At 69.6% G+C, this 22,795-nt stretch carries 22 protein-coding genes; 16 read left to right on the top strand and 6 right to left on the bottom strand.

Translation table 11 applies throughout. The features are described from left to right. The first annotated feature begins 7 nt into the window (after positions 1–7). The 5 genes from fusA to EV683_RS12685 all read left to right on the top strand — a co-directional run bounded on the left by fusA (position 8) and on the right by EV683_RS12685 (position 5,914). The gene (gene fusA / locus EV683_RS12705) at positions 8–2,053 is read left to right on the top strand and encodes an elongation factor G (RefSeq protein WP_066612278.1); all 2,046 of its coding nucleotides are present in this window, start codon (positions 8–10) and stop codon (positions 2,051–2,053) included. Between the two features lie 159 nt (positions 2,054–2,212). Next, entirely contained in the window at positions 2,213–2,665 is a 453-nt protein-coding gene (locus EV683_RS12700) for a GNAT family N-acetyltransferase (RefSeq protein ID WP_131863026.1), read from the top strand. Positions 2,666–2,821: 156 nt separating this feature from the next. After that, positions 2,822–4,798 carry a peptidase U32 family protein gene (locus tag EV683_RS12695; protein WP_131863025.1) on the top strand — a complete coding sequence of 659 codons (1,977 nt, stop codon included), beginning with the start codon at positions 2,822–2,824 and terminating at the stop codon, positions 4,796–4,798. A 182-nt stretch (positions 4,799–4,980) separates the two neighbouring features. After that, positions 4,981–5,562: a cupin domain-containing protein gene (locus tag EV683_RS12690; RefSeq protein WP_131863024.1), complete on the top strand. Its 582-nt coding sequence runs from the start codon at positions 4,981–4,983 to the stop codon at positions 5,560–5,562. A gap of 88 nt (positions 5,563–5,650) precedes the next feature. Beyond that, positions 5,651–5,914, top strand: a complete 264-nt coding sequence (locus tag EV683_RS12685; RefSeq protein WP_131863023.1) for a VF530 family protein — start codon at positions 5,651–5,653, stop codon at positions 5,912–5,914. 23 nt (positions 5,915–5,937) lie between these two features. Here EV683_RS12685 and EV683_RS12680 read toward each other — a convergent pair whose 3' ends face one another. Further along, on the bottom strand, positions 5,938–6,813 hold the full coding sequence (locus EV683_RS12680) for a LysR family transcriptional regulator (protein ID WP_131863022.1): 876 nt from the start codon (positions 6,811–6,813) through the stop codon (positions 5,938–5,940). Positions 6,814–6,937: 124 nt separating this feature from the next. Here EV683_RS12680 and EV683_RS12675 point away from each other — a divergent pair, with 124 nt between their 5' ends. Further along, positions 6,938–7,408: a nucleoside deaminase gene (locus EV683_RS12675; protein ID WP_066612264.1), complete on the top strand. Its 471-nt coding sequence runs from the start codon at positions 6,938–6,940 to the stop codon at positions 7,406–7,408. Between the two features lie 404 nt (positions 7,409–7,812). Further along, on the top strand, positions 7,813–9,552 hold the full coding sequence (locus EV683_RS12670; protein ID WP_131863021.1) for a methyl-accepting chemotaxis protein: 1,740 nt from the start codon (positions 7,813–7,815) through the stop codon (positions 9,550–9,552). A gap of 97 nt (positions 9,553–9,649) precedes the next feature. On the opposite strand, the gene EV683_RS12665 is transcribed toward EV683_RS12670, so the two are convergent. Then, positions 9,650–10,237, bottom strand: a complete 588-nt coding sequence (locus EV683_RS12665) for a BPSL1445 family SYLF domain-containing lipoprotein (RefSeq protein ID WP_066612261.1) — start codon at positions 10,235–10,237, stop codon at positions 9,650–9,652. A gap of 207 nt (positions 10,238–10,444) precedes the next feature. Here EV683_RS12665 and EV683_RS12660 point away from each other — a divergent pair, with 207 nt between their 5' ends. Next, positions 10,445–12,523: a methyl-accepting chemotaxis protein gene (locus EV683_RS12660; protein WP_131863020.1), complete on the top strand. Its 2,079-nt coding sequence runs from the start codon at positions 10,445–10,447 to the stop codon at positions 12,521–12,523. A gap of 64 nt (positions 12,524–12,587) precedes the next feature. On the opposite strand, the gene EV683_RS12655 is transcribed toward EV683_RS12660, so the two are convergent. Further along, positions 12,588–13,457, bottom strand: a complete 870-nt coding sequence (locus tag EV683_RS12655) for a DMT family transporter (RefSeq protein WP_131863019.1) — start codon at positions 13,455–13,457, stop codon at positions 12,588–12,590. A gap of 134 nt (positions 13,458–13,591) precedes the next feature. Here EV683_RS12655 and EV683_RS12650 point away from each other — a divergent pair, with 134 nt between their 5' ends. The 5 genes from EV683_RS12650 to rarD all read left to right on the top strand — a co-directional run bounded on the left by EV683_RS12650 (position 13,592) and on the right by rarD (position 18,322). After that, positions 13,592–14,503 (top strand): LysR substrate-binding domain-containing protein, encoded by a 912-nt coding sequence (locus tag EV683_RS12650; protein WP_131863018.1) that lies wholly within the window; start codon positions 13,592–13,594, stop codon positions 14,501–14,503. A 167-nt stretch (positions 14,504–14,670) separates the two neighbouring features. Next, positions 14,671–15,591 (top strand): aspartate carbamoyltransferase, encoded by a 921-nt coding sequence (gene pyrB / locus EV683_RS12645; RefSeq protein WP_066612257.1) that lies wholly within the window; start codon positions 14,671–14,673, stop codon positions 15,589–15,591. Positions 15,592–15,611: 20 nt separating this feature from the next. Beyond that, positions 15,612–16,070 carry an aspartate carbamoyltransferase regulatory subunit gene (gene pyrI, locus EV683_RS12640; RefSeq protein ID WP_066612256.1) on the top strand — a complete coding sequence of 153 codons (459 nt, stop codon included), beginning with the start codon at positions 15,612–15,614 and terminating at the stop codon, positions 16,068–16,070. A 179-nt stretch (positions 16,071–16,249) separates the two neighbouring features. Next, complete coding sequence (locus EV683_RS12635; protein WP_243694761.1) at positions 16,250–17,314, top strand: sodium:calcium antiporter; 1,065 nt, start codon at positions 16,250–16,252, stop codon at positions 17,312–17,314. An 81-nt stretch (positions 17,315–17,395) separates the two neighbouring features. Beyond that, positions 17,396–18,322, top strand: a complete 927-nt coding sequence (rarD, locus tag EV683_RS12630; RefSeq protein ID WP_131863017.1) for an EamA family transporter RarD — start codon at positions 17,396–17,398, stop codon at positions 18,320–18,322. Positions 18,323–18,407: 85 nt separating this feature from the next. On the opposite strand, the gene EV683_RS12625 is transcribed toward rarD, so the two are convergent. Next, on the bottom strand, positions 18,408–19,193 hold the full coding sequence (locus EV683_RS12625) for an inositol monophosphatase family protein (protein ID WP_066612289.1): 786 nt from the start codon (positions 19,191–19,193) through the stop codon (positions 18,408–18,410). Between the two features lie 133 nt (positions 19,194–19,326). Here EV683_RS12625 and EV683_RS12620 point away from each other — a divergent pair, with 133 nt between their 5' ends. After that, positions 19,327–20,052: a 16S rRNA (uracil(1498)-N(3))-methyltransferase gene (locus tag EV683_RS12620; protein WP_131863016.1), complete on the top strand. Its 726-nt coding sequence runs from the start codon at positions 19,327–19,329 to the stop codon at positions 20,050–20,052. Between the two features lie 7 nt (positions 20,053–20,059). Here EV683_RS12620 and EV683_RS12615 read toward each other — a convergent pair whose 3' ends face one another. After that, positions 20,060–20,632, bottom strand: a complete 573-nt coding sequence (locus EV683_RS12615) for a hypothetical protein (RefSeq protein ID WP_066612250.1) — start codon at positions 20,630–20,632, stop codon at positions 20,060–20,062. 221 nt (positions 20,633–20,853) lie between these two features. Between EV683_RS12615 and EV683_RS12610 the strand changes: the two genes are divergently transcribed. Beyond that, positions 20,854–21,072: an acid-shock protein gene (locus EV683_RS12610; RefSeq protein WP_131863015.1), complete on the top strand. Its 219-nt coding sequence runs from the start codon at positions 20,854–20,856 to the stop codon at positions 21,070–21,072. Between the two features lie 59 nt (positions 21,073–21,131). Here EV683_RS12610 and EV683_RS12605 read toward each other — a convergent pair whose 3' ends face one another. Continuing rightward, entirely contained in the window at positions 21,132–21,689 is a 558-nt protein-coding gene (locus EV683_RS12605) for an RBBP9/YdeN family alpha/beta hydrolase (RefSeq protein WP_066612246.1), read from the bottom strand. Positions 21,690–21,903: 214 nt separating this feature from the next. Between EV683_RS12605 and EV683_RS12600 the strand changes: the two genes are divergently transcribed. Beyond that, the gene (locus tag EV683_RS12600) at positions 21,904–22,704 is read left to right on the top strand and encodes a sulfate ABC transporter substrate-binding protein (protein ID WP_131863014.1); all 801 of its coding nucleotides are present in this window, start codon (positions 21,904–21,906) and stop codon (positions 22,702–22,704) included. Positions 22,705–22,795: the final 91 nt, after the last annotated feature.

Below are 22,795 nucleotides of genomic sequence, written 5' to 3'. Positions count from 1 at the left end.
GAATGTCATGCCCAGCTATACGGTCGAAGCCCTCCGCACGTTCGCCCTGGTCGGCCACAGCGACGGCGGCAAGACGATGTTGGCCGAGGCGCTGCTGTTCAAAAGCGGCGCGATCGGCGCGATGGGGACGCTGGAGCGCGGCGACACCGTCTGCGACTTCGATCCCCTCGAGCGCGAATACCGCCACTCCCTGAACTCGGCGCTGGTCCATTTCCAACATGGCGGCGCCGAGATCCGTTTGATCGACACCCCCGGCACCCCCGACTTCGTCGGCCCGGCGCTGGCGGCGCTGGCCGCGGTCGAGACGGCGCTGGTGGTCGTCAACGCGCAGAACGGCATCGAGCTGACCACGCGGCGGATGATGGACTGGGCCGCCGGGCGCGGCCTGTGCCGCATGATCGTCGTCAACAAGATCGACGCCGAACGCGTCGACCTGCCCGGCCTCGTCGCGCAGTTGCGCGAGACCTTCGGCCGCGAGGTGCTGCCGATCAACCTGCCGGCCGACGGCGCGAGCCGCGTGGTCGACTGCTTCTTCAACCCGGCCGGCGACGCCGACTTCTCGTCGGTGGCCGACGCGCACCAGGCGCTGATCGACCAGGTGGTCGAGGTCGACGAGGAACTGATGGCGCGCTACCTCGAGGCCGGCGAGGTCACGCCGGCCGAATTGCACGCGCCCCTGGAGCGCGCGCTGCGCGAGGGCCACCTGATCCCGCTGTGCTTCGTGTCGGCGCGCACCGGCGCCGGCGTGGCCGAGCTCTTGGACGTGCTCGCCCGGCTCGCGCCCAACCCGGCCGAGGGCAACCCGCCGCTGTTCTACAAGGGCGAGGGCGACGCGGCGGTGCCGTTCCGCTCCGTGCCCGACCCGTCCCGCCACGTGCTCGCGCACGTGTTCAAGGTCGTCATCGACCCCTTCGTCGGCAAGCTCGGCGTCTTCCGCGTCCACCAGGGCACGGTGACGCGCGATTCGCAGTTGTTCGTCGGCGACGGCAAGCGGCCGTTCAAGGTCGGCCACCTGTTCCGGCTGCAGGGCAAGCGCTACGAAGAAGTCGACGCGCTGCTTCCCGGCGACTTCGGCGCGGTCGCCAAGGTCGACGAGATCGAGTTCGACGCGGTGCTGCACGACTCGCACGACGAGGACCACATCCATCTGAAACCGCTCGCCTTCCCGACGCCGATGCAGGGGCTGGCGATCGAGGGACGTCGCCACGGCGACGAGCAGCGTATCGCCGAGGTGCTGCACCGGCTGCCGGCCGAGGACCCGTGCGTGCGCGTCGAGCAGCACGCGTCGACCAACGAGACGGTGCTGCGCGGCATGGGCGAGATGCACCTGCGCTACCTGCTCGACCGCATGGCGCAGAGCTACAAGCTCGAGGTGACGACGCGCCCGCCGCGCGTGCCCTACCGCGAAACGATCACCCGACCGGCCGCCGGCCACCACCGGCACAAGAAGCAGACCGGCGGCGCCGGCCAGTTCGGCGAGGTGTTCCTGCGCGTCGAACCGCGCGCGCGCGGCGAAGGCTTCGCCTTCGTCGACGAGGTCAAGGGCGGCGTGATCCCCGGCCAGTTCATCGCCTCGGTCGAGAAGGGCGTGCGCGCCGCGCTGTCGGCCGGGCCGGTCGCCGGCTTCCCGGTCGAGGATATCAAGGTCACCGTCTACGACGGCAAGAGCCACTCGGTCGATTCCAAGGACGTCGCCTTCCAGGCCGCCGGCCGCAAGGCGATGCTCGAGGCGCTGCGCGCCGCCCATCCGATCGTGCTCGAGCCGGTCGCGGCGATCGAGATCACCGCGCCCGAGGTCAAGCTCGGCGACCTGACCGCCGACCTGACCGGCCGGCGCGGCCAGGTCACCGGCACCGAACCCTTGTCGCAGGAGATGGTGCTGATCCGCGGCCAGGTGCCGCTGGCCGAGCTCGAAGGCTACGCCGGCCGGCTCAAGTCGATCACCGCCGGTCAGGGCGCCTACGCGCTGGTGTTGAGCCACTACGACGCGGTGCCGCACGAGGTGCAGCAGAAGCTGTCGTCCGGCTACCAGGTGGCGCTCGACGACGATTGAGCGCCGCCGCTCGGCCAACGTTGGCCGAGCGGCGGCGCGGCCGGAGTGTCGTCGCTGCGGCAAGGTCTTATGCCGTCGCGCCGCCGGCCGGCCCGCCGCGTTGTGCGCGACGGCGCCCTTGCGCCAGACTGCCGCCTTTGTTTGGTGCAAGGTGATGCGATGACGATCCGCCCCCCGCGACTGGCCGATCTGACCGCCGTCCACGCCGTCGAGACGGCGGTGTTCGGCAGCCATGTCTATCCCGACTTCTTCTTCCGCCAGGCGTTCGACCTGTGGCCGGGGCTGTTCTTCGTCGCCGACGGCGGCGACGGCGAGCTCGACGGCTACATCGTCGGCGCGCCGTCCGAGACGCCGGGCGCGGCGTGGGTGCTGTCGCTGGCGGTGCGCGCGCGCGCGCGCGGCCGCGGCGTCGGCCGCGCCTTGTCCGAGGCGCTGATCGCGGCGCTGGCGGCGCGCGGCGCGGGCTCGCTGACGCTGACGGTCGACCCCGCCAACGCCGGCGCGGTGGCGCTGTACCGCAAGCTCGGCTTCGCGGCGGTCGGCGAGGAGACGGCCTATTTCGGGCCGGGCGAGGCGCGGCGGGTGATGCGGCTCGCGCTGCCTGCGCGCTGACGGGGCCGCGTCGCCGGGCCGGATCGCGGTGCGTGCGCGATGCGCCGGCTTCCGGCCTTGCCACGTTGGCCGAGCCCGTCGCGCGCTTTTTACCTAAGCCACTGATTCCGCTATACTTCCGCGCTTTGTCGCCACCGCCACCCGAAGGACCCCCGCATGAGCCTGTCCCCCCACCAGCTTGAACTGTTGTCGCCCGCCAAGACCGTCGAAATCGGCCGCGAGGCGATCCTGCACGGGGCGGACGCGGTCTATATCGGCGGGCCGAGCTTCGGCGCGCGCCACAACGCCTGCAACGAGGTCGGCGAGATCGCCGATCTGGTGAAGTTCGCGCACCGCTACCACGCGCGCATCTTCGCGACGCTGAACACCATCCTGCACGACGCCGAGCTCGACGCCGCGCGCAAACTGGTCTGGCAGCTGTACGACGCCGGCGTCGACGCGCTGATCATCCAGGACATGGGCTTGTTGGAGATCGACCTGCCGCCGATCCAGCTGCACGCCTCGACCCAGTGCGACATCCGCACGCCGGAGAAGGCGAAGTTCCTGTCCGACGCCGGCTTCTCGCAGCTGGTGCTGGCGCGCGAGCTGACCATCCCGCAGATCCGCAAGGTGGCCGACGCGGTCGGCAGCGACGCGACGATCGAATACTTCATCCACGGCGCGCTGTGCGTCGCGTTCTCCGGCCAGTGCTACATCAGCCACGCCGACACCGGCCGCAGCGCCAACCGCGGCGACTGCTCGCAAGCCTGTCGCCTGCCGTACACGCTGACCGACAAGGACGGCGGCGTGGTCGCGTTCGAGAAACACCTGTTGTCGATGAAGGACAACAACCAGACGGCGAACATGGAAGCGCTGATCGACGCCGGCGTGCGCTCGTTCAAGATCGAGGGGCGCTACAAGGACGTGTCCTACGTCAAAAACATCACCGCGCACTACCGGCTGCTGCTCGACGAGATCCTCGAGAGCCGCCCGGAGCTGGCGCGGGCGAGCAGCGGCACCAGCGAGATCTACTTCAGCCCGAACCCGGACAAGACCTTCAACCGCGGCGGCACCGACTACTTCGCCACCGGCCGCAAGATCGACATCGGCGCCTTCGATTCGCCGAAGTTCGTCGGCGTGCCCATCGGCCACGTGACCCGCGTCGGCGCCGACTGGCTGGAGATCGAAACGCCCGAGGCGCTCGCCAACGGCGACGGCCTCAACTACATGAAAAAGCGCGACGTGGTCGGCGTGCAGGCCAACACGGTCGAGAAGGTCGGCAAAGGCGAGGACGGCGACGTCTGGCGCGTGTGGCCGAACGACGCGCGAGAGGCGCTGGCCGGCCTCAAGGTCGGCGCCACCATCAACCGCAACCGCGACCACGCGTGGGAGCTCGCGCTGTTGAAGAAGTCGGCTGAGCGCCGCGTCGGCGTGTGGATGCAGCTGGCCGACAGCGCCGACGGCCTCGAGCTGACCGTCACCGACGAGGACGGCGTCGGCGTGACGGCCTCGGCCAGGCTGGCGCTCGAGCCGGCGCGCGACGCGGCCAAGGCCGAGGCGGGCTTGCGCGACAACCTGGCCAAGCTCGGCAACACGATGTTCTTCGCGCACGACGTGGCGCTGACGCTGCGCGAGCCGTGGTTCGTGCCGGCCTCGGCGATCAACGCGCTGCGCCGCGACGCGGTGGAAAAACTGGAAGCGGCGCGCGTCGCCGCGTGGCCGCGCCAGCCGAGGAAGGCACCCATCGAGCCGCCGGTCGCCTACCCGGAGAAGTCGCTGTCCTACCTGGCCAACGTCTACAACCAGGCGGCGTGGCGCTTCTACCGCAAGCACGGCGTCGAGGTGATCGACGCCGCCTACGAGGCGCACCAGGAGGACGGCGAGGTCAGCCTGATGATCACCAAGCACTGCCTGCGCTTCTCGTTCAACCTGTGCCCGAAGCAGGCCAAGGGCGTGAAGGGCGTGATGGGCCAGGTGCGCGCCGAGCCGATGACGCTGAAAACCGGCAACGAGACCTACACGCTGAAGTTCGACTGCAAGCCGTGCGAGATGCACGTGATGGGCAAGATGAAGAAACACATCCTCGCGTCGCCGCCGCCGTCGGCGGTGCCGGCCAGCGCGACCATCACCTTCTTCAAGCAGCGCCCGCAGTAGGCGGCGGAACGGCGCCGGCGGGACAAGGGCTCGGCCAACCTCGCGCGGGGTGGCCGGGCTTTTTTGCACGAGGCCGGGCGCGGACTAAGCTTCAATCCGGCCCCGTCTTGCGCGGGAGCTGCCGGCCGGCCATGGCGCGGGGCTGGCCGACGCCTGCGACGCGCCAAGCGAAGGAGTGTGCGATGAAAGTGGCGAGCAGAGGACGTCTGGCCGTGGCGCTGTGCCTGGCGCTGGGCGGACCGGTCGCGGCGTGGGCGGCGGGCGAGGGCACGCCGGGATACGGCGGCGGCATGGGCGGCAATATGGACGAAATGCACGATGCGATGCACGACGGCATGCCCGGTCGCGGACCGGGGCCGGGCCATACGGGCGCGCGCTTCGCCGATGCCAGCCGGCTCAAGTGGGTCGACGCGCCGCCGTCGCTGCCCAAGGGCGCGAAGCTCGCGGTGCTCGCCGGCGACCCGGGCAAGCCGGGGCCGTTCACCATCCGCCTGATGGCGCCGGCCGGCTACAAGATCCCGCCGCACTGGCATACGCGGACCGAAAACGTCACGGTGATCTCCGGCGTGCTCTACCTCGGCATGGGCGACAAGGTCGAGCCGTCGAAGGCGCTGGTGCTCAAGGCCGGCGGCTTTTACGCGGTCGACGCCAGGCACCACCACTACGCGTACAGTCGCAAGCCGGTCGTCGTGCAGCTGCACGGCGAAGGACCGTTCGACATCCACTACCTGAACCCGGCCGACGACCCGCAAAAGGGCAAGTGAGCGCGCGGACCGCGCTGGGGCGGGGCGCGCGTTGCCCCGCGCACGATTCCGGTACACTGCAGCCCCGCCCCGCTTTCCCGTGACCGACATGAGCCAAGCCAACAACCCCACGCACGGCGTGACGCTGGAGATGATGCTGAAGGAGCTGGTCGCCGCCTACGGTTGGCCGAGCCTCGGCCAACGTATCGCGATCCGCTGCTTCACCCACGACCCGAGCATCAAGTCGAGTCTGACCTTCCTGCGCCGCACGCCGTGGGCGCGCCAAAAGGTCGAGGAGCTTTACGTGCGCTTCAAGAGCGGCGACGCGGCCGTCCGGCCGCCGGTCAAGCTGTTCGCCAAGCCCAAGCGCTGAGGCGCGCGGCCATGCAGGCCGCGTCAGCCGTGCACCGGCCCGGTCGCCTCGGCGCACAGCGTCATCAGCCGCCCGGCCAGTTCGCGCACGCGGCGCGGAGCCGGTTCGGCCAGGTGCAGCGCCAGTTCGAGCGAAGGCAGCGCGGCGAAGCCGTCGGCCTCGTCGAGCCGCCGGTGGCCCGGCAGCGCGAGCCGCGACGGCAGCACGCTGACGCCGAGCCCGTCGGCGACCGCCGAGCGGATGCTGGCGAGGCTGCCGCTGGTGTAGGCGATGCGCCAGCGCCGTCCGGCGCTCTCGAGCGAGTGGATCAGCTCGTCGCGGTACAGGCCGCCGGGCGGAAAGACCACCAGCGGCAGCGGGTCGCGCGCGTGCGTCGGCTCGGCCAGGCTGTCCAGCCACGCCAGCGGCTCGGGCCAGGCGGCCAGCCCCTGCGCGTGGCCGGGGCGCTGCTTGACCAGCACCAGGTCGTAGTCGCCGGCCTGGAACTGCCGCCACAGCGTGTTGCTCAGCCCGCTGGTGACCTCGAGGCGGATCGCCGGGTGCGCGCGCGCGAACGCCGCCAGCGCCGGCGTCAGCGCGTCGGACGCGAAGTCCTCCGGCACGCCGATGCGCACCTCGCTCTCGGCGTGGGCCTCGCGCAGCTGCTCGACCGTTTCTTCCATCAGGCCGAGCAGCCGGCGCGCGTAGCCGAGCAGCCGCTCGCCGTGCTCGGTGGCGACCATGTAGCGGCCGGAACGGTCGATCAGCTCGCAGCCGAGCTGTTCCTCGAGCCGTTTCAGTTGCTGGCTGACGGTCGACTGGCTCAGGTGCACGCGCTCGCCGGCGCGGGTGAAGCTGCCGCTCTCGAGCACCGCGACGAAGCTTTTCAGCAGCACCGGATCGATCATCGTCTGACTCATTGTTGTTTTCACTGGCAACTAGTTGGACATTTCATTTCTGAATGATAGCGCGCGCTCTTAGACTCGTCGCCGCCGCCGCATCCGCGGCCGTGCGTTCCGTGTTTTTCCGTCCGAGGAGTGTTCCATGTCCATGCACGAAGCCTATCTGCAGGAGGCGCTGCGGCTGGCCGAGGCCAACGTCGAGGCCGGCGGCCAGCCCTTCGGCGCGGTGCTGGTGAAGGACGGCCTGATGATCGCCACCGGCGTCAACGGCATCGACGCCAGCCACGACCCGACCTGCCATTCCGAGATCGAGGCGATCCGCGCCGCCAGCCGCCGGCTCGGCACGCCGGACCTGTCCGGCTCGACGCTGTACGCCAGCGGCTTCCCGTGCGCGATGTGTCTGGCGGCGATGTACCAGGCCGGCGTCGAGGCGGTCTACTACGCCTACGGCGAGGAAGACGGCGCCGCCTACGGCCTGCCGACCGCGCCGCTCTACCGGGGGCTCGGCCAAGCTTTCGCCCGACAGCCGCTGCCTCTGCTGCCGGTCACGCTGCCGCTGCCCGAGCCGCACCTGTACCGCCGCTGGCGCGACCGGCAGGCGCGTCATGGCTGAGCCGGGAAGCCGTGTGGCCGACGTCGCGGCCTGCTGGTGCTGATCGGCGTCAACCTGCGGCCCTTCCTGGCCTCGCTCGACCCGCTGCGCGCCGCCGGCCGGACGTCGCACCTCGCCCCGTTTTCACGCGCCGCGCGATGAACAAATCGTGAAGATTCGCGACAGCACCGCCACTTCGCGTGGCGTTTGTCATTTGTGTTGCTATGTTTCTAAAACATGCTTTTTGAATAATTGCTGGAAGGTCGCCGCGCGGTCGTCCCGGGCAAGACGGGCGATGGTGGCAAGACAGTACGGCGGGATATTTAAAAATGACAAATCATATAATTGATAAAAATTTAATTTAAATTGGTTCGGCCGACTTACAATCTGAAGCTTAATTCAGGGCCGGAAGGCCGGGAGGCGATATGACCTTGCGAAGTTTGTTCACGGTGTTGACGGCGGGCGGCGTGGTGCTGATGACGGCGCTCGGTCTGTCCGCCTGGCAGTTGCAGCAGGCGTCGGGCGAGCTGGAGGCGGCGGAGAACAGTCGCTTCCAGACCTACCTGCTCGCCGACGAACTGCGGCAGAGCTCGGACGAGCTGACGCGCATGGCGCGCACCTACGCCGTCACCGGCGACGCGCGCTACGAGCAGCAGTACCGCGACGTGCTGGCGATCCGCGACGGCAAGAAGCCGCGGCCGCAAAGCTACGAGCGCATCTACTGGGACTTCGTCGCCGGCGGGCAGGCCAAGCCGCGCGAGGACGGCGAGACGGTGGCGCTGGAGACGCTGCTCGAACGCGCCGGCGTCACCGAGGCCGAGTTCGCCAAGCTGCGCGAGTCGCAGGCGCTGTCCAACGCGCTGGTCAAGACCGAGACCGCGGCGATGAACGCGGTCAAGGGCCGCTTCGACGACGGCGCGGGCGGCTACACCCGGCTGGGCGAGCCCGACCGGGCGTTCGCGGTGCGCGTGCTGCACGACGCCGCCTACCACAAGACCAAGGCCGAGATCCTGCGCCCGCTCGACGCCTTCTTCGGCATGCTGTCCGAGCGCACCGCCGGCGAGGTGGCGGTCGCGCTCGAGAAGCAGGCCTTCTGGATGCGCGTGGTGATCGGCCTGATCGTCGCGACCGCGCTGGCGCTGGCGCTGAGCCTGATGTTCGCCTACCGCAAGCTGATCGGCATCCTCGGCGACGAGCCGCAGGTGGTGGCCGACCAGCTGCGCGAGATCGCCGCCGGCCGGCTCGACGGCGTAATCGACGGCCGCCGCCCGGGCAGCGTGCTCGGCGTGCTCGCGCACATGCAGACCGAGCTGGCCGGCATGATCGGCCGCATCCGCCAGGGCAGCGAGCAGATCGGCCACGCCGGCGGCAACCTGAAGTCGCTGTCCAGCCAGGTCGCCGACGGCTGCGCGCAGCAGTCGCAGTCGACCACCGAGATCGCCGCGGCGGTCGAGGAGCTGGCGGTCGGCGTGTCCGAGATGGCCGGCTCGGCCGAGAACGTCGAGCGCCTGACCGGCCAGGCGCAGGCCGACGTCAGCGAGGGCGCGGCGCAGGTGTCCGAGGTCGCGCGCAAGATCCACCAGGTGCGCGAGGTGGTGCTCGCGTCGGCCGACAACGTGCGCGCGCTCGGCGTCGAGTCGGCGAAGATCTCCGCCATCGTCGATACCATCCGCGACGTGGCCGACCAGACCAGCTTGTTGGCGCTGAACGCGGCGATCGAGGCGGCGCGCGCCGGCGAGCAGGGCCGCGGCTTCGCGGTGGTCGCCGACGAGGTGCGCAAGTTGGCCGAGCGCACCGCGGTGTCGACGCGCGAGATCACCGAGATGGTCGACGCGATCCAGCACGGCGTGCAGGAATCGGCCGCCAAGATGGAGCAGGCGGTGGTCGAGGTCGAGGCCGGCAACGCGCTGTCCGAGCAGGTCGAGGACAAGCTGCAGCACATCCGGCAGCAAAGCGCCGAGGTGTTGTCGCTGGTGCAGGGCATCACGCTGGCGCTGGTCGAGCAGAAGGCCGCCGGCAGCGAGATCGCGCGCAACGTCGAGCAGATCGTCGGCCTGTCCGAGCAGAGCAGCGCCGGCGTGCGGAGCATCGACGACAACGTCGACACGCTCAACGGCGTCGCCCGGACGCTGCAAGAGTCGGTCGCCCGTTTCCGGCTCGCCTGATCCGGACCAGCAAAACGCCCCGCATCGCGGGGCGTTTTGCTTTCGGGCGCCGCTTCGGTGCCCGGCGCTTTCGGCGAAGGCGAGCGTGAGCGGCGGCTCAGAGGTCGAGCCGCGAGATCTTGGTGCCCTGCAGCGACACGTTGACCATCAGCCCGGCGTTGGTCATCACGAAGCCGGCGACGTCGGCCTGCGCGGTCTTGGTGTCGATCGAGCCGTCGGCGCCGACCTTGATCAGCGCGACGTTGGCGTCGACGCCGGCGGTCCAGCCGCTGCTGTTGCGGAAGCGGTCGAGCGCTTCCTGCGTCATGAACACCAGCACGATCGCCTTGGACTGCGCGCCGGCCTGCAGGCCGAAGGAGCCGCTGGCCGTGCGGTAGTAGCCGCTGGTGCGGCCGCCCTCGCGCAGCGCGCCTTCGCCGTATTCGCCGCCGACCACCAGGCCCGCGGCGAGCACCGACGGGAACACCAGCACACCCTTGGACTTGGCGATCAGCTCGCGCGAGCCGCGCGCCTCGCGGTAGAGCCGGGCGAGCGCCTCGTCGACGCCGGCGTCGATGGTCTGGCGCTTGCTCATCGCGGCGCCGGACGCCGCCGCCGGGGTGGCGGTATTCGAGGTGGTCGTGCAGCCGGCCGCCACCAGGGCGGCGAGCAGCGCGGCGATCATCGTGCAGGGCTTCATCTTCATCTGACTCTCCCGGAACAAGGTCGACGACGACGGGCCGCCGCGTGCGGCGGTCCTCGGGTGCAGCCCAATGAGTATGGTTTGGCGCGCGCGCATTGCAAGGCCGGCGGTATCGCCGCCCCCGTGCTCGCCCCGCTTGCCGACATTCGCCGGCAGTGCCAGAGTATTTCGCTGCACGACGCATCAGAACAGCAGGCAAAGGGGATGTTGATGGCAGGGAATCGGAAGTGGGGAAGGCTGAGCACGCGCATCACCGTCGTCGCGGCGGGCGCGGTATTCGTCGGTTTCGCGGCGATGATAGGCCTGATCGTCAAGATGAGTTACGAGGCGGCGCGCGAGGCCGGCTACCAGAAGGCGCGGACCCTGGCCGAGGGCTACGGCCAGCAGGCGGCCGCCGAGATCAACCGCGCGATGGAGCTGCCGCGCCACCTGGCGCAGACGCTCGTGGGGCTCAAGGCCGCCGGCAGCGCCGACCGCCGGCTGGCCGACGCGCTGACGCTCGAATTGCTCGACAAGGCGCCGCAGGTGGTCGGCCTGTGGACGCTGTGGGAGCCGAACGCCTTCGACGGCCGCGACGACGCCCACCGGCTCGACTGGCCCAAGCACGACCCGACCGGCCGCTACAACATCTACGCGACCAGGAACGCCGCCGGCCGCGCGAGCGCCGACGTGATGATGAGCCAAGACCGCGTCGCGCAGTTCGAAAAGTACCGCGCCAACCCCGAGGCCTACGTGCCCGACTACGAGAAGCCGGGCTGGGGCGACTTCTACCACGTGCCCAAGCAGCGCAACCGCGACACCATCACCGAGCCCTACTGGTACGAGGTGCAGAACGGCAAGCTGCTCGAGAGCTCGCTGGCGGTGGTGATCCGCGACGCCGCCGGCCGCTTCGCCGGCGTGGCCGCCGCCGACCTGTCGCTGGCCGACCTGCAAAAGCGCTTCGGCGCGATCCGTCCGTACCAGACCGGCCACGTGGCGATGGTGTCGGCCGGCGGCCTCTACGTGGTGAACCCGGACGCCGGCCTGCTCGGCAAGCCGGTCGCCGCGGACGACGCGCTCGCCGCCCACCTCGACGCGGTCAGGGCCGGCAAGCCCTTCGTGTTCGAGCACGGCGGCTTCACCCACTTCTTTACGCCGATCCCGATCGGCGACACCGGCCAGTTCTGGTCTTTCGGCGTCAGCGTGCCCGACGCGGCCATCGTCGCGTCGGCGGTCGAGGTGCGTAACGGCGCGATCGCGATCGGCGCGGTGGCGCTGATCGCCATCCTCGCCGCGCTGTTCGCCGTGGTGCGCGTGTTGACGCGCCCCCTCAATCGCCTGGCCGACACCATGGAGGGCCTGGCCAGCGGCCAGGGCGACCTGACCGCGCGCATCGAGGTCGCCCACCGCGACGAGATCGGCCGCACCGCCGACGCCTTCAACCGCTTCATCGCCAGCTTGCACGCGATGTTCGTCGACGTGCGCGAGCAGAGCGTCGCCGTGTCGCGCGCCGCCGCGCAGCTTGCCGCGTCGGCCGACGAGGTGCGCGCCGCGTCGGCGCGGCAGTCGGACGCCGCCAGCGCGACCGCCGCCGGCGTCGAAGAGGTCACCGTCAGCGTGCAGCACATCGCCGACACCGCTGGCGAGGCCGAAGCGATGGCGCGCGACACCGGCGCGCTGTCCGACGACAGCGTGCGCGTCGTCGAGCGCGTCGCCGGCGACATCGGCCGCGTCAACGACACGATGAAGGGCCTGGCCGAGCGCATGAACGGCCTCGGCCAACGTTCGCAAGAGGTCACCGGCATCGTGCAGGTGATCCGCGACATCGCCGAGCAGACCAATCTGCTGGCGCTGAACGCGGCGATCGAGGCGGCGCGCGCCGGCGAATCGGGCCGCGGTTTCGCGGTGGTCGCCGACGAGGTCAGGAGCCTGGCGGCGCGCACCGCCGAGGCGACGGTGAAGATTTCCGGCATCGTGACCGCGATCGGCGACGAGACGCGCGAGGCGGTGCGCGAGGTGCAGCGCACCAGCGGCCTGATGAACGACAGCGTCGCCGTCGCCGGCGAGGCGAACGAGTCGATGCGCCACGTGCGCGAGCGTACCGGCGAGCTGGTGACGCGCATGGTCGACATCGCCGCGGCGACGCGCGAGCAGTCGAGCGCCAGCGCCGAGATCGCGCAGCACGTCGAGCGCATCAGCGGCATGGCGCAGGCCAACGGCGAGACGGTCGGCGAGGTCGCCGCCGCGGTCGCCGAGCTGACCGCGCTGTCGGCGAGGCTGGAAAGCCTGGTCGGCAACTTCCGGCTGTGAGGCCGGCAGGCACGAAAAAACGGACGGGTTTTCCCGTCCGTTTTTTGTTGGCCGAGGCCCGGCTTCAGGCGGCGCTCGCGGCCTTGCGCGGCAGCGTGATCGCCAGCGCCGCGGCGACGATGGCCAGCGAGCCGAGCCACTGCAGGCCGGTCCACGCCTCGCCGAGGAACACGCAGCCGAGCGCGATCGTGATCAGGGGCTCGACCGTCGACAGCACCGAGGCGCGCGTCGCGCCGAGGCGGCGCATGCCGGCGAACAGCGCGGCCAGCGCCAGCGCCGACGAGAACAGGCCGATGCCGACCACCGCCAGCCAGCCGTTTTCGCCTGCGGGCAGCGAAAAGCCGTCGCCGAGCGCGACCATCGCGCCGTTGGACGCGGCGGCCGACGCGAGCACGACGAAGGCGGCGGCGAACGGGTCGCAGCGGTCGGCCAGCCGGCTGCCGGCGACCAGATACACCGCGTACAAGAGGCCGGCCAGCACGCCGAGCGCGAGGCCCAGAGGTTGGCCGAGCCCGCCGCCGCCGAGCGCGAGCGCCAGCCCGAGCGCCGCCAGCGCCATCGCCAGCCGCTCGCGGCGGCCGAAGCGCTCGTTGCCGGTCAGCGTCGCGATGCCGGCGACGAACAGCGGGTAGGTGTACAGCATCAGCGCGACCACGCCGCTGCTGGCGTACTGCAACGCGGCGAAGTAGCACCAGGCGGCGACGCAGTACAGCCCGCCGCCCATCAGCGCGTAGGCGGCCAGCACCCGGCCGCGCGGCAGGCGCACGCCGCGCGCCCACACCCAGATGCCGAGCAAGAGCGCGCCGATCAGAAAGCGCAGGAAGGTCAGCGTGCCCGGGTTGACGCCGTCGGCGTAGGCGTAGTGCGCGAACAGCGCCATGCTGCCGAAGCCGGCGGCCGAGCCGGCGACCAGCAAACTGCCGATCAGGGACATGATGGGACTCCGAGGCGAGAAGGACTTGCGGCTCTGCCCCTTGCAGGGCCGCTCGATGTTCCAAGCCTAGAGCCGGTGACGCGCTGCACACAAACTGGTAATTTTGCTGCATTGACTCAAAAGGATTGAGCCTGATGCGCCTGCCCCCGCTGTCCAGCCTGCGCGCCTTCGAGGCGGCGGTGCGCCACGGCGGCTTCGCGCGCGCCGCCGAGGAGTTGGCGCTGACGCCGAACGCCGTCGCCCACCAGGTCAAGCAGCTCGAGGCCTGGCTCGACGTGCGGCTGTTCGACCGCCACGCGCGCGGCGTGCTGCCGACCGCCGCCGGCCGCGACTATGCAATGGCTATCGCCGAGCTGTTCGCGCAGCTGGAGACCGCGACGCGCGCGCTCAAGAGCCGCCACGACGACCGCGTCGTCACCGTCACCGCGATCCCGTCCTTCGTCAGCCGCTGGCTGATGCCGCGGCTGACCACGTTGGCCGAGCGCCACCCGGAGGTCGAGGTGCGCGTCTTGGCCGGCGTGCAGCCGGTCGATCTGGCGCGCGGCGAGGCCGACGTGGCGATCCGGCTCGGCCCCGGCCCCTACCCGGGCCTCGCGGCCGAGGTGCTGATCGAGGAGGACTTCGTCGCGGTCGCCAGCCGCGCCTTCCTCGCCGCGCGCGCGCCCTTGTGCCAGCCGGCCGAGCTGGTCGAGCGGCGCGTGCCCTTGCTGCACGACGAGATCGTCCCCGAGATCCCGGCGCAGATCGACTGGCCGCGCTGGCTGCGCGCGGTCGGCGTGACGCCGCCCAGAAGGCTGTCCGGCCACCTGTTCTCGCACACCTACCTGACGCTGGAGGCGGCGATGGCCGGGCAGGGCGTCGCGATCGCCAGCCACGCGACGCTCGGCGACGCGGTGCGCGCCGGCCTGTTGACGCCGCTGTTCGGCGGCCTCGCGGTGCGCGGCCCCTATCGCTACCACCTGTTGACGCGGCCCGGCGCCGAGGAGCGGCCGGCGGTGGCGGCGGTGTGCGCGTGGCTGCGCGAGGAGGCGGCGCGCGCGCGCTGAGCGGCGCGCGACAAAGCGGTTGGAGCGAGGGGGGCTTGGGTTTACAATGGCCCGCGATTTGTCCGGCACCCGCCCACGCCCGGCTCACCGCCGCGCGTGGGCGCTTTCGCACCCGGCGCCGCCGCGATCAGGTTCACCACAGGCTCTAGCTCGAGGACGTTAAAGACATGGCCAACCCGCTGTTTCGCAAGCACATCCTGTCCATCCCGGACTTTTCCCGCGAAGAACTCGAACTGATCGTCGACACCGCCGCGCGTCTGAAGGCGTCGCCGCGCGACGACCTGCTGCAGGGCCGGCTGATCGCCAGCTGCTTCTTCGAGCCGTCGACGCGCACCCGCCTGTCGTTCGAGACCGCGATCCAGCGCCTCGGCGGCCGCGTGATCGGCTTCGACAACGCGAGCAACACCTCGACCAAGAAGGGCGAGACGCTGTCGGACTCGATCCGCATCATCTCCTCGTACGCCGACGCGATCGTGATGCGTCACCACAAGGAAGGCGCCGCGCGGCTGGCGAGCGAATTCTCCGAGGTGCCGGTGATCAACGGCGGCGACGGCGCCAACCAGCACCCGTCGCAGACGCTCTTGGACCTGTTCACCATCCGCGAGACGCAGGGCACGCTCGAGGGGCTGTCGCTGGCCTTCGTCGGCGACCTCAAGTACGGCCGCACCGTGCACTCGCTGGCGCAGGCGCTGTCGCTGTTCGGCTGCCGCTTCTACTTCGTCGGCCCCGAGGCGCTGGCGATGCCCGACTACATCTGCGAGATGTTGGCCGAGCGCGGCGTCAGCTATACCTTGGCCGAGACCATCGAGGAGGTGATCCCCGAGGTCGACGTGCTCTACATGACCCGGGTGCAGAAGGAGCGCTTCGACGAGGCCGACTACCAGAAGATCCAGGGCCGCTTCGTGCTGCGCGAGGACATGCTCAAGGGCGCGCGCGACAATATGAAGATCCTGCACCCCTTGCCGCGCGTCGACGAGATCGAGACCGCGGTCGACGCGAGTCCGCACGCCTACTACTTCGAGCAGGCCAAGAACGGCGTGTTCGCGCGCCAGGCGCTGCTGTCGCTGGTGCTGAACGAAACCGTCTGAATTGCGGAAGGAACCACGAGATGACCATCACCCGCACCGTCGAAGGCCTGAAAAACGGCACCGTGATCGACCACATCCCGGCCGGACAGGGCCTGCGTATCCTGCGCCTGTTCAAGTTGGCCGAGCTCGGCGAACGCGTGAACGTCGGCTTCAACCTGAGCTCGCGCCACATGGGCGCCAAGGACCTGATCAAGGTCGAGAACGTCGAACTGACCGAGGCGCAGGCCAACGAGCTGGCGCTGTTCGCGCCCAAGGCGACCGTCAACGTGATCCGCGATTCGGAAGTCGTGAAGAAACATAAGCTTGCGATGCCGGCGACGATCGAGGGCATCTTCGCCTGCCCGAACTCGAACTGCATCTCGCACGTCGAGCCGGTCGACAGCTTTTTTTACGTCAGCGAGCAGACGAACGACATCAAACTGAAATGCAAGTATTGCGAAAAGGGCTTCAGTAAGGATATCGTTACGGCCGTGGAATGAAGTTCCGTTTCCGCCCGCCCGCGGGGCCGGCGCGAAAAGAGGTCATCTGCACCACGCACAGGTTTACGGAGAAACTGTAAAGAAGCGCTGCAAAGACAGCACCCCGATAAGGGCGCCACGGGCAACCGTGGCGCCCTTTCCTTATTGGCGCGTCGTTGTCAGCCGGCGGCGAAAGGCGCATGCTCGACGCGTTTTACGTCGTCGTGAACAGCTTCCGAATGAAGGGGTCCGAACCGATGCTCTCCGAACTGGGCGCACTGCTTGTGATGCTGCTGCTGATCCTGCTGGCTGCCGAGCTGTTCACCAACGCGCTCGAACACCTGGGCGAGAAGCTGAAGATTTCCGAGGGGGTGACCGGCTCGCTGTTCGCCGCCATCGGTACCGCGCTGCCCGAGACGCTGGTGCCGCTCTTGGCGATTTTCGGCGGCATGAAGGGCGGCAACGCGCGCGTTGCCGAGGAGATCGGCGTCGGCGCCATCCTCGGCGCCCCCTTGATGCTGTCGACGCTGTCGGTGTGCCTGATGGCGCTGTTCGCGCTGAAAAAGCGCGGCGTGTCCGGCCGGCTGGCGCCAGAGAAGAGCGGCTTCGTGCGCGACCTGAACACCTTTATCGCCGCTTTCGGCCTCGCGGCGGTCGCGATGTTCGTGCCGCACGAGCAGCCGGCGGTGCGCGCGACGCTGTCGGCCGGCCTCGTGCTGCTGTATTTCGTCTACATCCTCGCGACGCTGAGGGCCTCGGCCGCGCTGGTGCACGGCGGCCACGGTACCGAGGCCGGCGACGCGATGTTCCTCGCGCGCCTCGGCCTGCCGGGCAACGGGGCGACCATCGTCGCGCAACTGGCGGGCGCGCTCGCGCTGCTGGTCTACGGCGCCTACGGCTTCATCGCCCACGTCGAGACGACCTCGAAGCTGATCGGCGTCTCGGCGCTGTGGTTGTCGCTGATGATCGTGCCGATCGCGACCGAGCTGCCGGAGAAGGTCAATTCCATCCTGTGGATCCGCAAGCGCAAGGACACGCTGGCCTTCGGCAACATCACCGGCGCGATGGTGTTTCAGGGCACGCTGCTGCCGGCGATCGGCATCGCGCTGACGCCGTGGGTGCCACAGAAGGAAGTGTTCGCCGGCGTCGCCCTGACGCTGGCCGGCGCGGCGTGGCTGCGCTGGCACGCCGGCCGCATCAAGGTGTGGCATCTGTTCGTCAACGGCGCGCTCTACCTCGGCTATCTGGCGATTACCCTCGGCTGAGGCGCCGGCGCGGGCCTGGCGCTGTCGGAAAACCATCCCGACCGGTATAGTCACGGCGTAAACCGTTCCCGGCGATTGCCCATGTCTTCCTCCCATCCGCAACACGCCGACGCCGTCCGCGGCGTCGGCTTCGCCTTCGGCGCCTACCTGTGCTGGGGGCTGTTCCCGCTGTACTGGAAGCCGCTCGCGGCGGTGTCGGCGCTCGAGATCCTCGCCCACCGCATCGTCTGGTCGGCGCTCTTGCTGGCCGTGCTGCTCGTCGCGCTCGGCACCCAGCGCGTCGTGCTGCGCGCTTTCCGCCAGCCGCGCGTGCTCGCGCTGTTCGCCGCCTCGTCGCTGTGCCTGTCGATCAACTGGCTGGCCTATATCTGGGCGGTCAACCACGAGCGCGTCGTCGAGGCCAGCCTCGGCTACTACATCAACCCGCTGATGAACGTCGCGCTCGGCGCGCTGTTCCTGCACGAGCGGCTGTCGCGCGTGCAGAAGGCGGCGATCGCGCTGGCGGCCGCCGGCGTCGCCTGGCTGTCGTTCGGCGTCGGCCAGGTGCCGTGGATCGCACTGTTGCTCGCCGTCACCTTCGCGCTGTACGGCCTGCTGAGGAAGACGGCCAAGCTGGCCTCGCTCGAGGGGCTGGCGCTCGAGACCTTCCTGCTGGCGCCGTGGGCGCTGGCCGGCCTCGCGGCGCTGGCCGGCCGCGGCGAGGCGGCCATCCTCGACAGTCCGCCGGCGACGGTCGCGCTGCTGGTCGGCGCCGGCCTGGTCACCACCGTGCCGTTGCTGTTCTTCGCCGGCGCGGCGCGGCGGCTGAAGCTGGCGACGCTCGGCGTGATCCAGTACCTGTCGCCGACGATCCAGTTCCTGCTCGGCGTGTGGCTCTACCACGAGCCGCTGGGCGCGGCGAGGCTGGCCGGCTTTGTGCTGATCTGGGGCGCGCTGCTGCTTTACAGCGTCGCCGGCTGGCGCGACTACAAGCGCCAGCCGGCGCGGCCGGCGGCCAAGTCGGCCTGAAGCGGAATACAGAAAAGGCTCGGCCAACCTTTCAGGGTTGGCCGAGCCTTTTCATGTCGCCATGCCGGGCGCCGCCCGCGACGGCTTACTGGTTGTTGCGCACCCAGCGCCGCCACTGGCCGAACAGCTCGGTGTCGAAGGCGGCGAGCGCCGAGCGCTGCCAGACCGGGCCGCTCCAGAAGTCGTCGTCCTCGAGCCGCGCGAGCCCGCCGCCGGCTTCCTCGAGGATGACGGCGCCGGCCGCGTAGTCCCACAGTTTCTGGCCGCCGTGCACGTACAGGTCGTAGCGACCGGCGGCGAGGTAGCACCAGTCTAGCGTCGAGGCGCCCATATTGCGCTGGCTGGAGAACGGCGCGACCGACAGCAGCCGGCTGGCGAGCCGGCCCGAGCGCAGGTACTTGAGGTCGACCGCGGCGATCGCGTCGCCCATCGGGTTGGCCGCCTTCTTCAAGGGCAGCGCCATGCCGTTCAGGTGCGCGCCCTGGCCGCGCTGGGCGTAGAACATTTCGCCGCTGGCCGGGTTGTAGACGACGCCGACCTCGGCGCGGCCGGCGACGATCAGCGCCACCGAGATCGCGAAGTAGGGCAGGCCGTTGACGAAGTTGGTGGTGCCGTCGATCGGGTCGACCACCCACAGCCCGTCGCGGTTGGCGTCCCACAGCGCCTGCTGTTCGGCGGCGCTCATCTCCTCGCCGAGCACCGGGTGCGGCAGGATGGTCGGCAGCAGGCGCTCGAGCGCGGCCTGGCTGGCGAGGTCGGCCTCGGTGAACAGGCTGCCGTCTTCCTTGCGGTTCTTGCCGACGCGCAAGAAGCGCGGCATCACTTCGGTCTGGGCGACGTCGCGCACGACGCGGATCACCTGGTCGACCACCTGCATCCCCAATCTCCTTTGTATGTCGTGGCGGCCGGTCGCGCGCGGGTAGGGCACGGCCGTGCAGAGCGGTTGTTGCGTTGAAGGGAAACACCGCAAAATAGCGTTATTGCCCCCGAGTTTCAATACTACGATGCCAAGGTTTTTTGTCGACGCCGCGCTGGAAGCCGGCACGCCCTTCGAGTTGCCCGAGCCGGTACTGCGCCACGTGCAGGTGCTGCGCCTGAAGGAGGGCGACGCGCTGACGCTGTTCAACGGACGGGGCGGCGAGGTGCCGGCGACGCTGCTGGCGCTGGAAAAGCGCCGCGCGGTGGTCAGCCTCGCCCAGGCGCTGCCGCTCGAGCGCGAGTCGCGGCTCGAGGTCGGCCTGGTGCAGGCGGTCTCCAGCGGCGAGAAGATGGACTTCACGCTGCAAAAAGGCGTCGAGCTCGGCGTCGCATGGTTCCAGCCGGTATTGTCGGAGCGCTCGGTGGTGCGGCTGTCGGGCGAGCGCGCCGACAAGCGCGTCGCGCGCTGGCAGGACATCGTCGTGTCGGCGTGCGAGCAGTCCGGGCGCAACCGCATCCCCGAGGTGCGGCCGCTGCTCGGCTACGACGAATGGCTGCGCGGCGCGCAGCCGGACGGCGCGCGGCTGATGCTGTCGCCCTTGGGCACCGAGCGGCTGTCCAAGCTCGCCAGCGCGCCGACGCGCGCCGCGCTCCTGGCCGGCCCCGAGGGCGGGCTGAGCGCGAGGGAGGAAGCGTCGGCACTGGCCGCCGGCTGGACGCCGCTCAAGCTCGGCGAGCGCATCCTGCGCACCGAGACCGCCGCGCTGGCCGCGGTCGCCGCGCTGCAGACGTTGTGGGGCGACTTCGCCTGAGGCGCCGTCAGGCCGGCTGCGGCGCATCCTCGAGCGCGTAGACGAGGTGCGCGCGGACCAGGATCTCGTGCGCGGCGCACTGGGCCGGCAGGCCGGGCTGGACGACGCGTTCGAAGCGGTAGCGGCGGCCCTGCCACTCGCACGCCTCGGGGATCGCCTCGCCCTGGAAGCGGCCGACGATCGCGTCGTCGAAGCTCAGCTCGGCGTCGGCGATCGACGGCACCGGCGGCGGCGCGTCGTCTTCCTCGCCTTGCCATTGCGGGTCGGCCGGCACGATGGTCACGCCGCGGCGCGCGTTGCTCTTCATCCACAGCTTGTACAGCCACATCGGCAGCCGTACGCGGTGTACGCGCTTGTCGGCGGTGATCGCGCAGGCGACGCCGAAGCGGTGGTCGCAGTGCGGGCAGGCTGCGTGCGCGGCCAGGAACAGCTTCTGGTCGAGCATCATCATCTGGCCTTCCATGTCGCGCGCCTCGACCGTCCCGCCGCAGCGCGGGCAGGGTTTGGCGAAGCGGCGGATCTGGGTGCCGTTGGCGAAGCGCTGCGGCAAGAGGCGGGAGAGTTGGTCGTTGCGGGTCATGCCAAGAAAACTCTGGATCGGGGCGAGCGGCCATTATACCCGCTGCCGCGCCCTTGGCAGGCGCGAAGCGGGGTCTGCGCCGGGCGGGTGTTACACCCGCTTACCGTCTGACACCAGAGGCATACGGAAGGCGGCGGCTGGGACGGCTAGCCTGATAGCAAGGGTGAGGTCGACGTCGGCCCCCCGGTCCACGAATCGTCCTTCTGTTAAGGAGAAGCAGCATGAAACGTCTTGCCATCATCGGTCTGGCCTGCGCGCTGGGCATGACCTCCCTGTCCGGTTTCGCGGCCGAGGCGAAGGCCTACGCGTCCAAGCCGGCGGCGACCACCATGCAAAAAGCGACGGCCAAGCCGGCCGCGGAAAAAACGCACAAGGCCAAGATGCACCACGCCAAGAAGGCGGTGCACGCGAAAAAACCGGCCGCTTCCGCCGCGCAGTAACGCGGCGGAAACGGCTGGCAGCACGGGGCGCATGGCGCCCCGTTTTTTATGTCCGCCGTTCAGGCGGCAAGGCGGCCGGCGAGCCAGTCGTCCAGCAGCTCTAGCCCTTCTTGCCACGGGCCGTGGCCGGAGTCGGCGTTGATGTGGCCGGCGCCGGCGAGCCACACCAGCTCGCTGCCCCAGTGCCCGGCCAAGCTTTGCGCGCGTTCGGCGCGGCAGAACGGGTCGTCGTCGCTGGCGATCAGTAGCGACGGGAACGGCAGCGGCTCGCGCGGGATAGGGCCGAAGCCGGCGATCTGTTCGGGCGCGCCGGCGCGCTCGACGTCCGCCGGCGCGACCAGCACGGCGGCGGCGACGCGGTGCGGATGACGGCGTGCGTAATGCGCGAGCGTCACGCAGCCGAGGCTGTGCGCGATCACCAGCGCCGGCTCGCCGGCCGCGTCGAGTGCGGCGTCGAGGCCGGCGAGCCAGTCGCCGAGCCGCGGCGCGTACCAGTCGCGGTTGTGCACGCGACGGGCACCGAGCGCGACTTGCCAGTGGCTTTGCCAGTGCGCGGCGCCGGAATTCTTCCAGCCCGGTTGCACGACGACCGGAAAAGGGGGACGGCATAGCGTCATGACGCGCTCCTGTGACGATGGCGATGCCGTCAGCTTGGCACGACAGAAACGGATAAAAAAGAATAAAAATAAATTACTTAATTCTTTTCTGAAATAAAAAACGACAGAACAAAGTTCTAATTGTTATTAAAAAATAGTTTTTTATTCCTTTTTAAACTTAAACAAGCGTGTTTAGACTGGGCCCGACTCAAACCCATACCACCCGGAGCCCGCCATGCATGCCTTGCTGAAACGTCTCTCGTGGGCAGCGACCGCCGCCCTGTTCGCCACCGGCGCGCACGCCGTCACGCTGACCAACGTCTCGTACGACCCGACCCGCGAGCTCTACCAGGACGTGAACCGCGCCTTCGCCGCCGAATGGAAAAAGCAGAGCGGTGAGGACGTCAGCTTCAAGCAGTCGCACGGCGGCTCGGGCAAGCAGGCGCGCGCCATTATCGACGGCCTGGCGGCCGACGTCGCGACGCTGGCGCTGGCCTACGACATCGACGCGCTGGCCGACCACGGCCTGCTGCCCAAGCGCTGGGAGACACGCCTGCCGAACAACAGCGCGCCGTACACGTCGACCATCGTGTTCCTGGTCAGAAAGGGCAATCCGAAGCAGATCCGCGACTGGGACGACCTGGCCCGGCCGGGCGTGCAGGTGATCACGCCGAACCCGAAGACCTCGGGCGGCGCGCGCTGGAACTACCTGGCCGCCTGGGGCTACGCGCTGAAGAAACACCACGGCGACGAGGCGCGTGCGCGCGCCTTCGTCGCCCAGCTGTTCAAGAACGTACCGGTGCTCGACACCGGCGCGCGCGGCGCGACGCTGACCTTCACCAAGCGCGGCATCGGCGACGTGCTGCTGTCGTGGGAGAACGAGGCGGTGCTGGCGGTCAAGGAGCTGGGGCCGGATCAGTTCGACATCGTCGCGCCGTCGCTGTCCATCCTTGCCGAGCCGTCGGTCGCGGTGGTCGACAAGAACGTCGACAAGCACGGCACGCGCAAGCTCGCCGAGGCCTACCTGACGTTCTGACCTGCTCCCCCTAAACAGGGCCACCTGAAACTTAGTAAAGTTCGTTTTATACGAGGAGAACGGACTTGAAGAAGCGGTTCACGGAAGAGCA

Origin of the sequence: Crenobacter luteus, from assembly GCF_004345725.1 — a bacterium.
Lineage (GTDB): Bacteria > Pseudomonadota > Gammaproteobacteria > Burkholderiales > Chromobacteriaceae > Crenobacter > Crenobacter luteus.
This window is presented reverse-complemented; position numbering and strand designations above follow the sequence as displayed.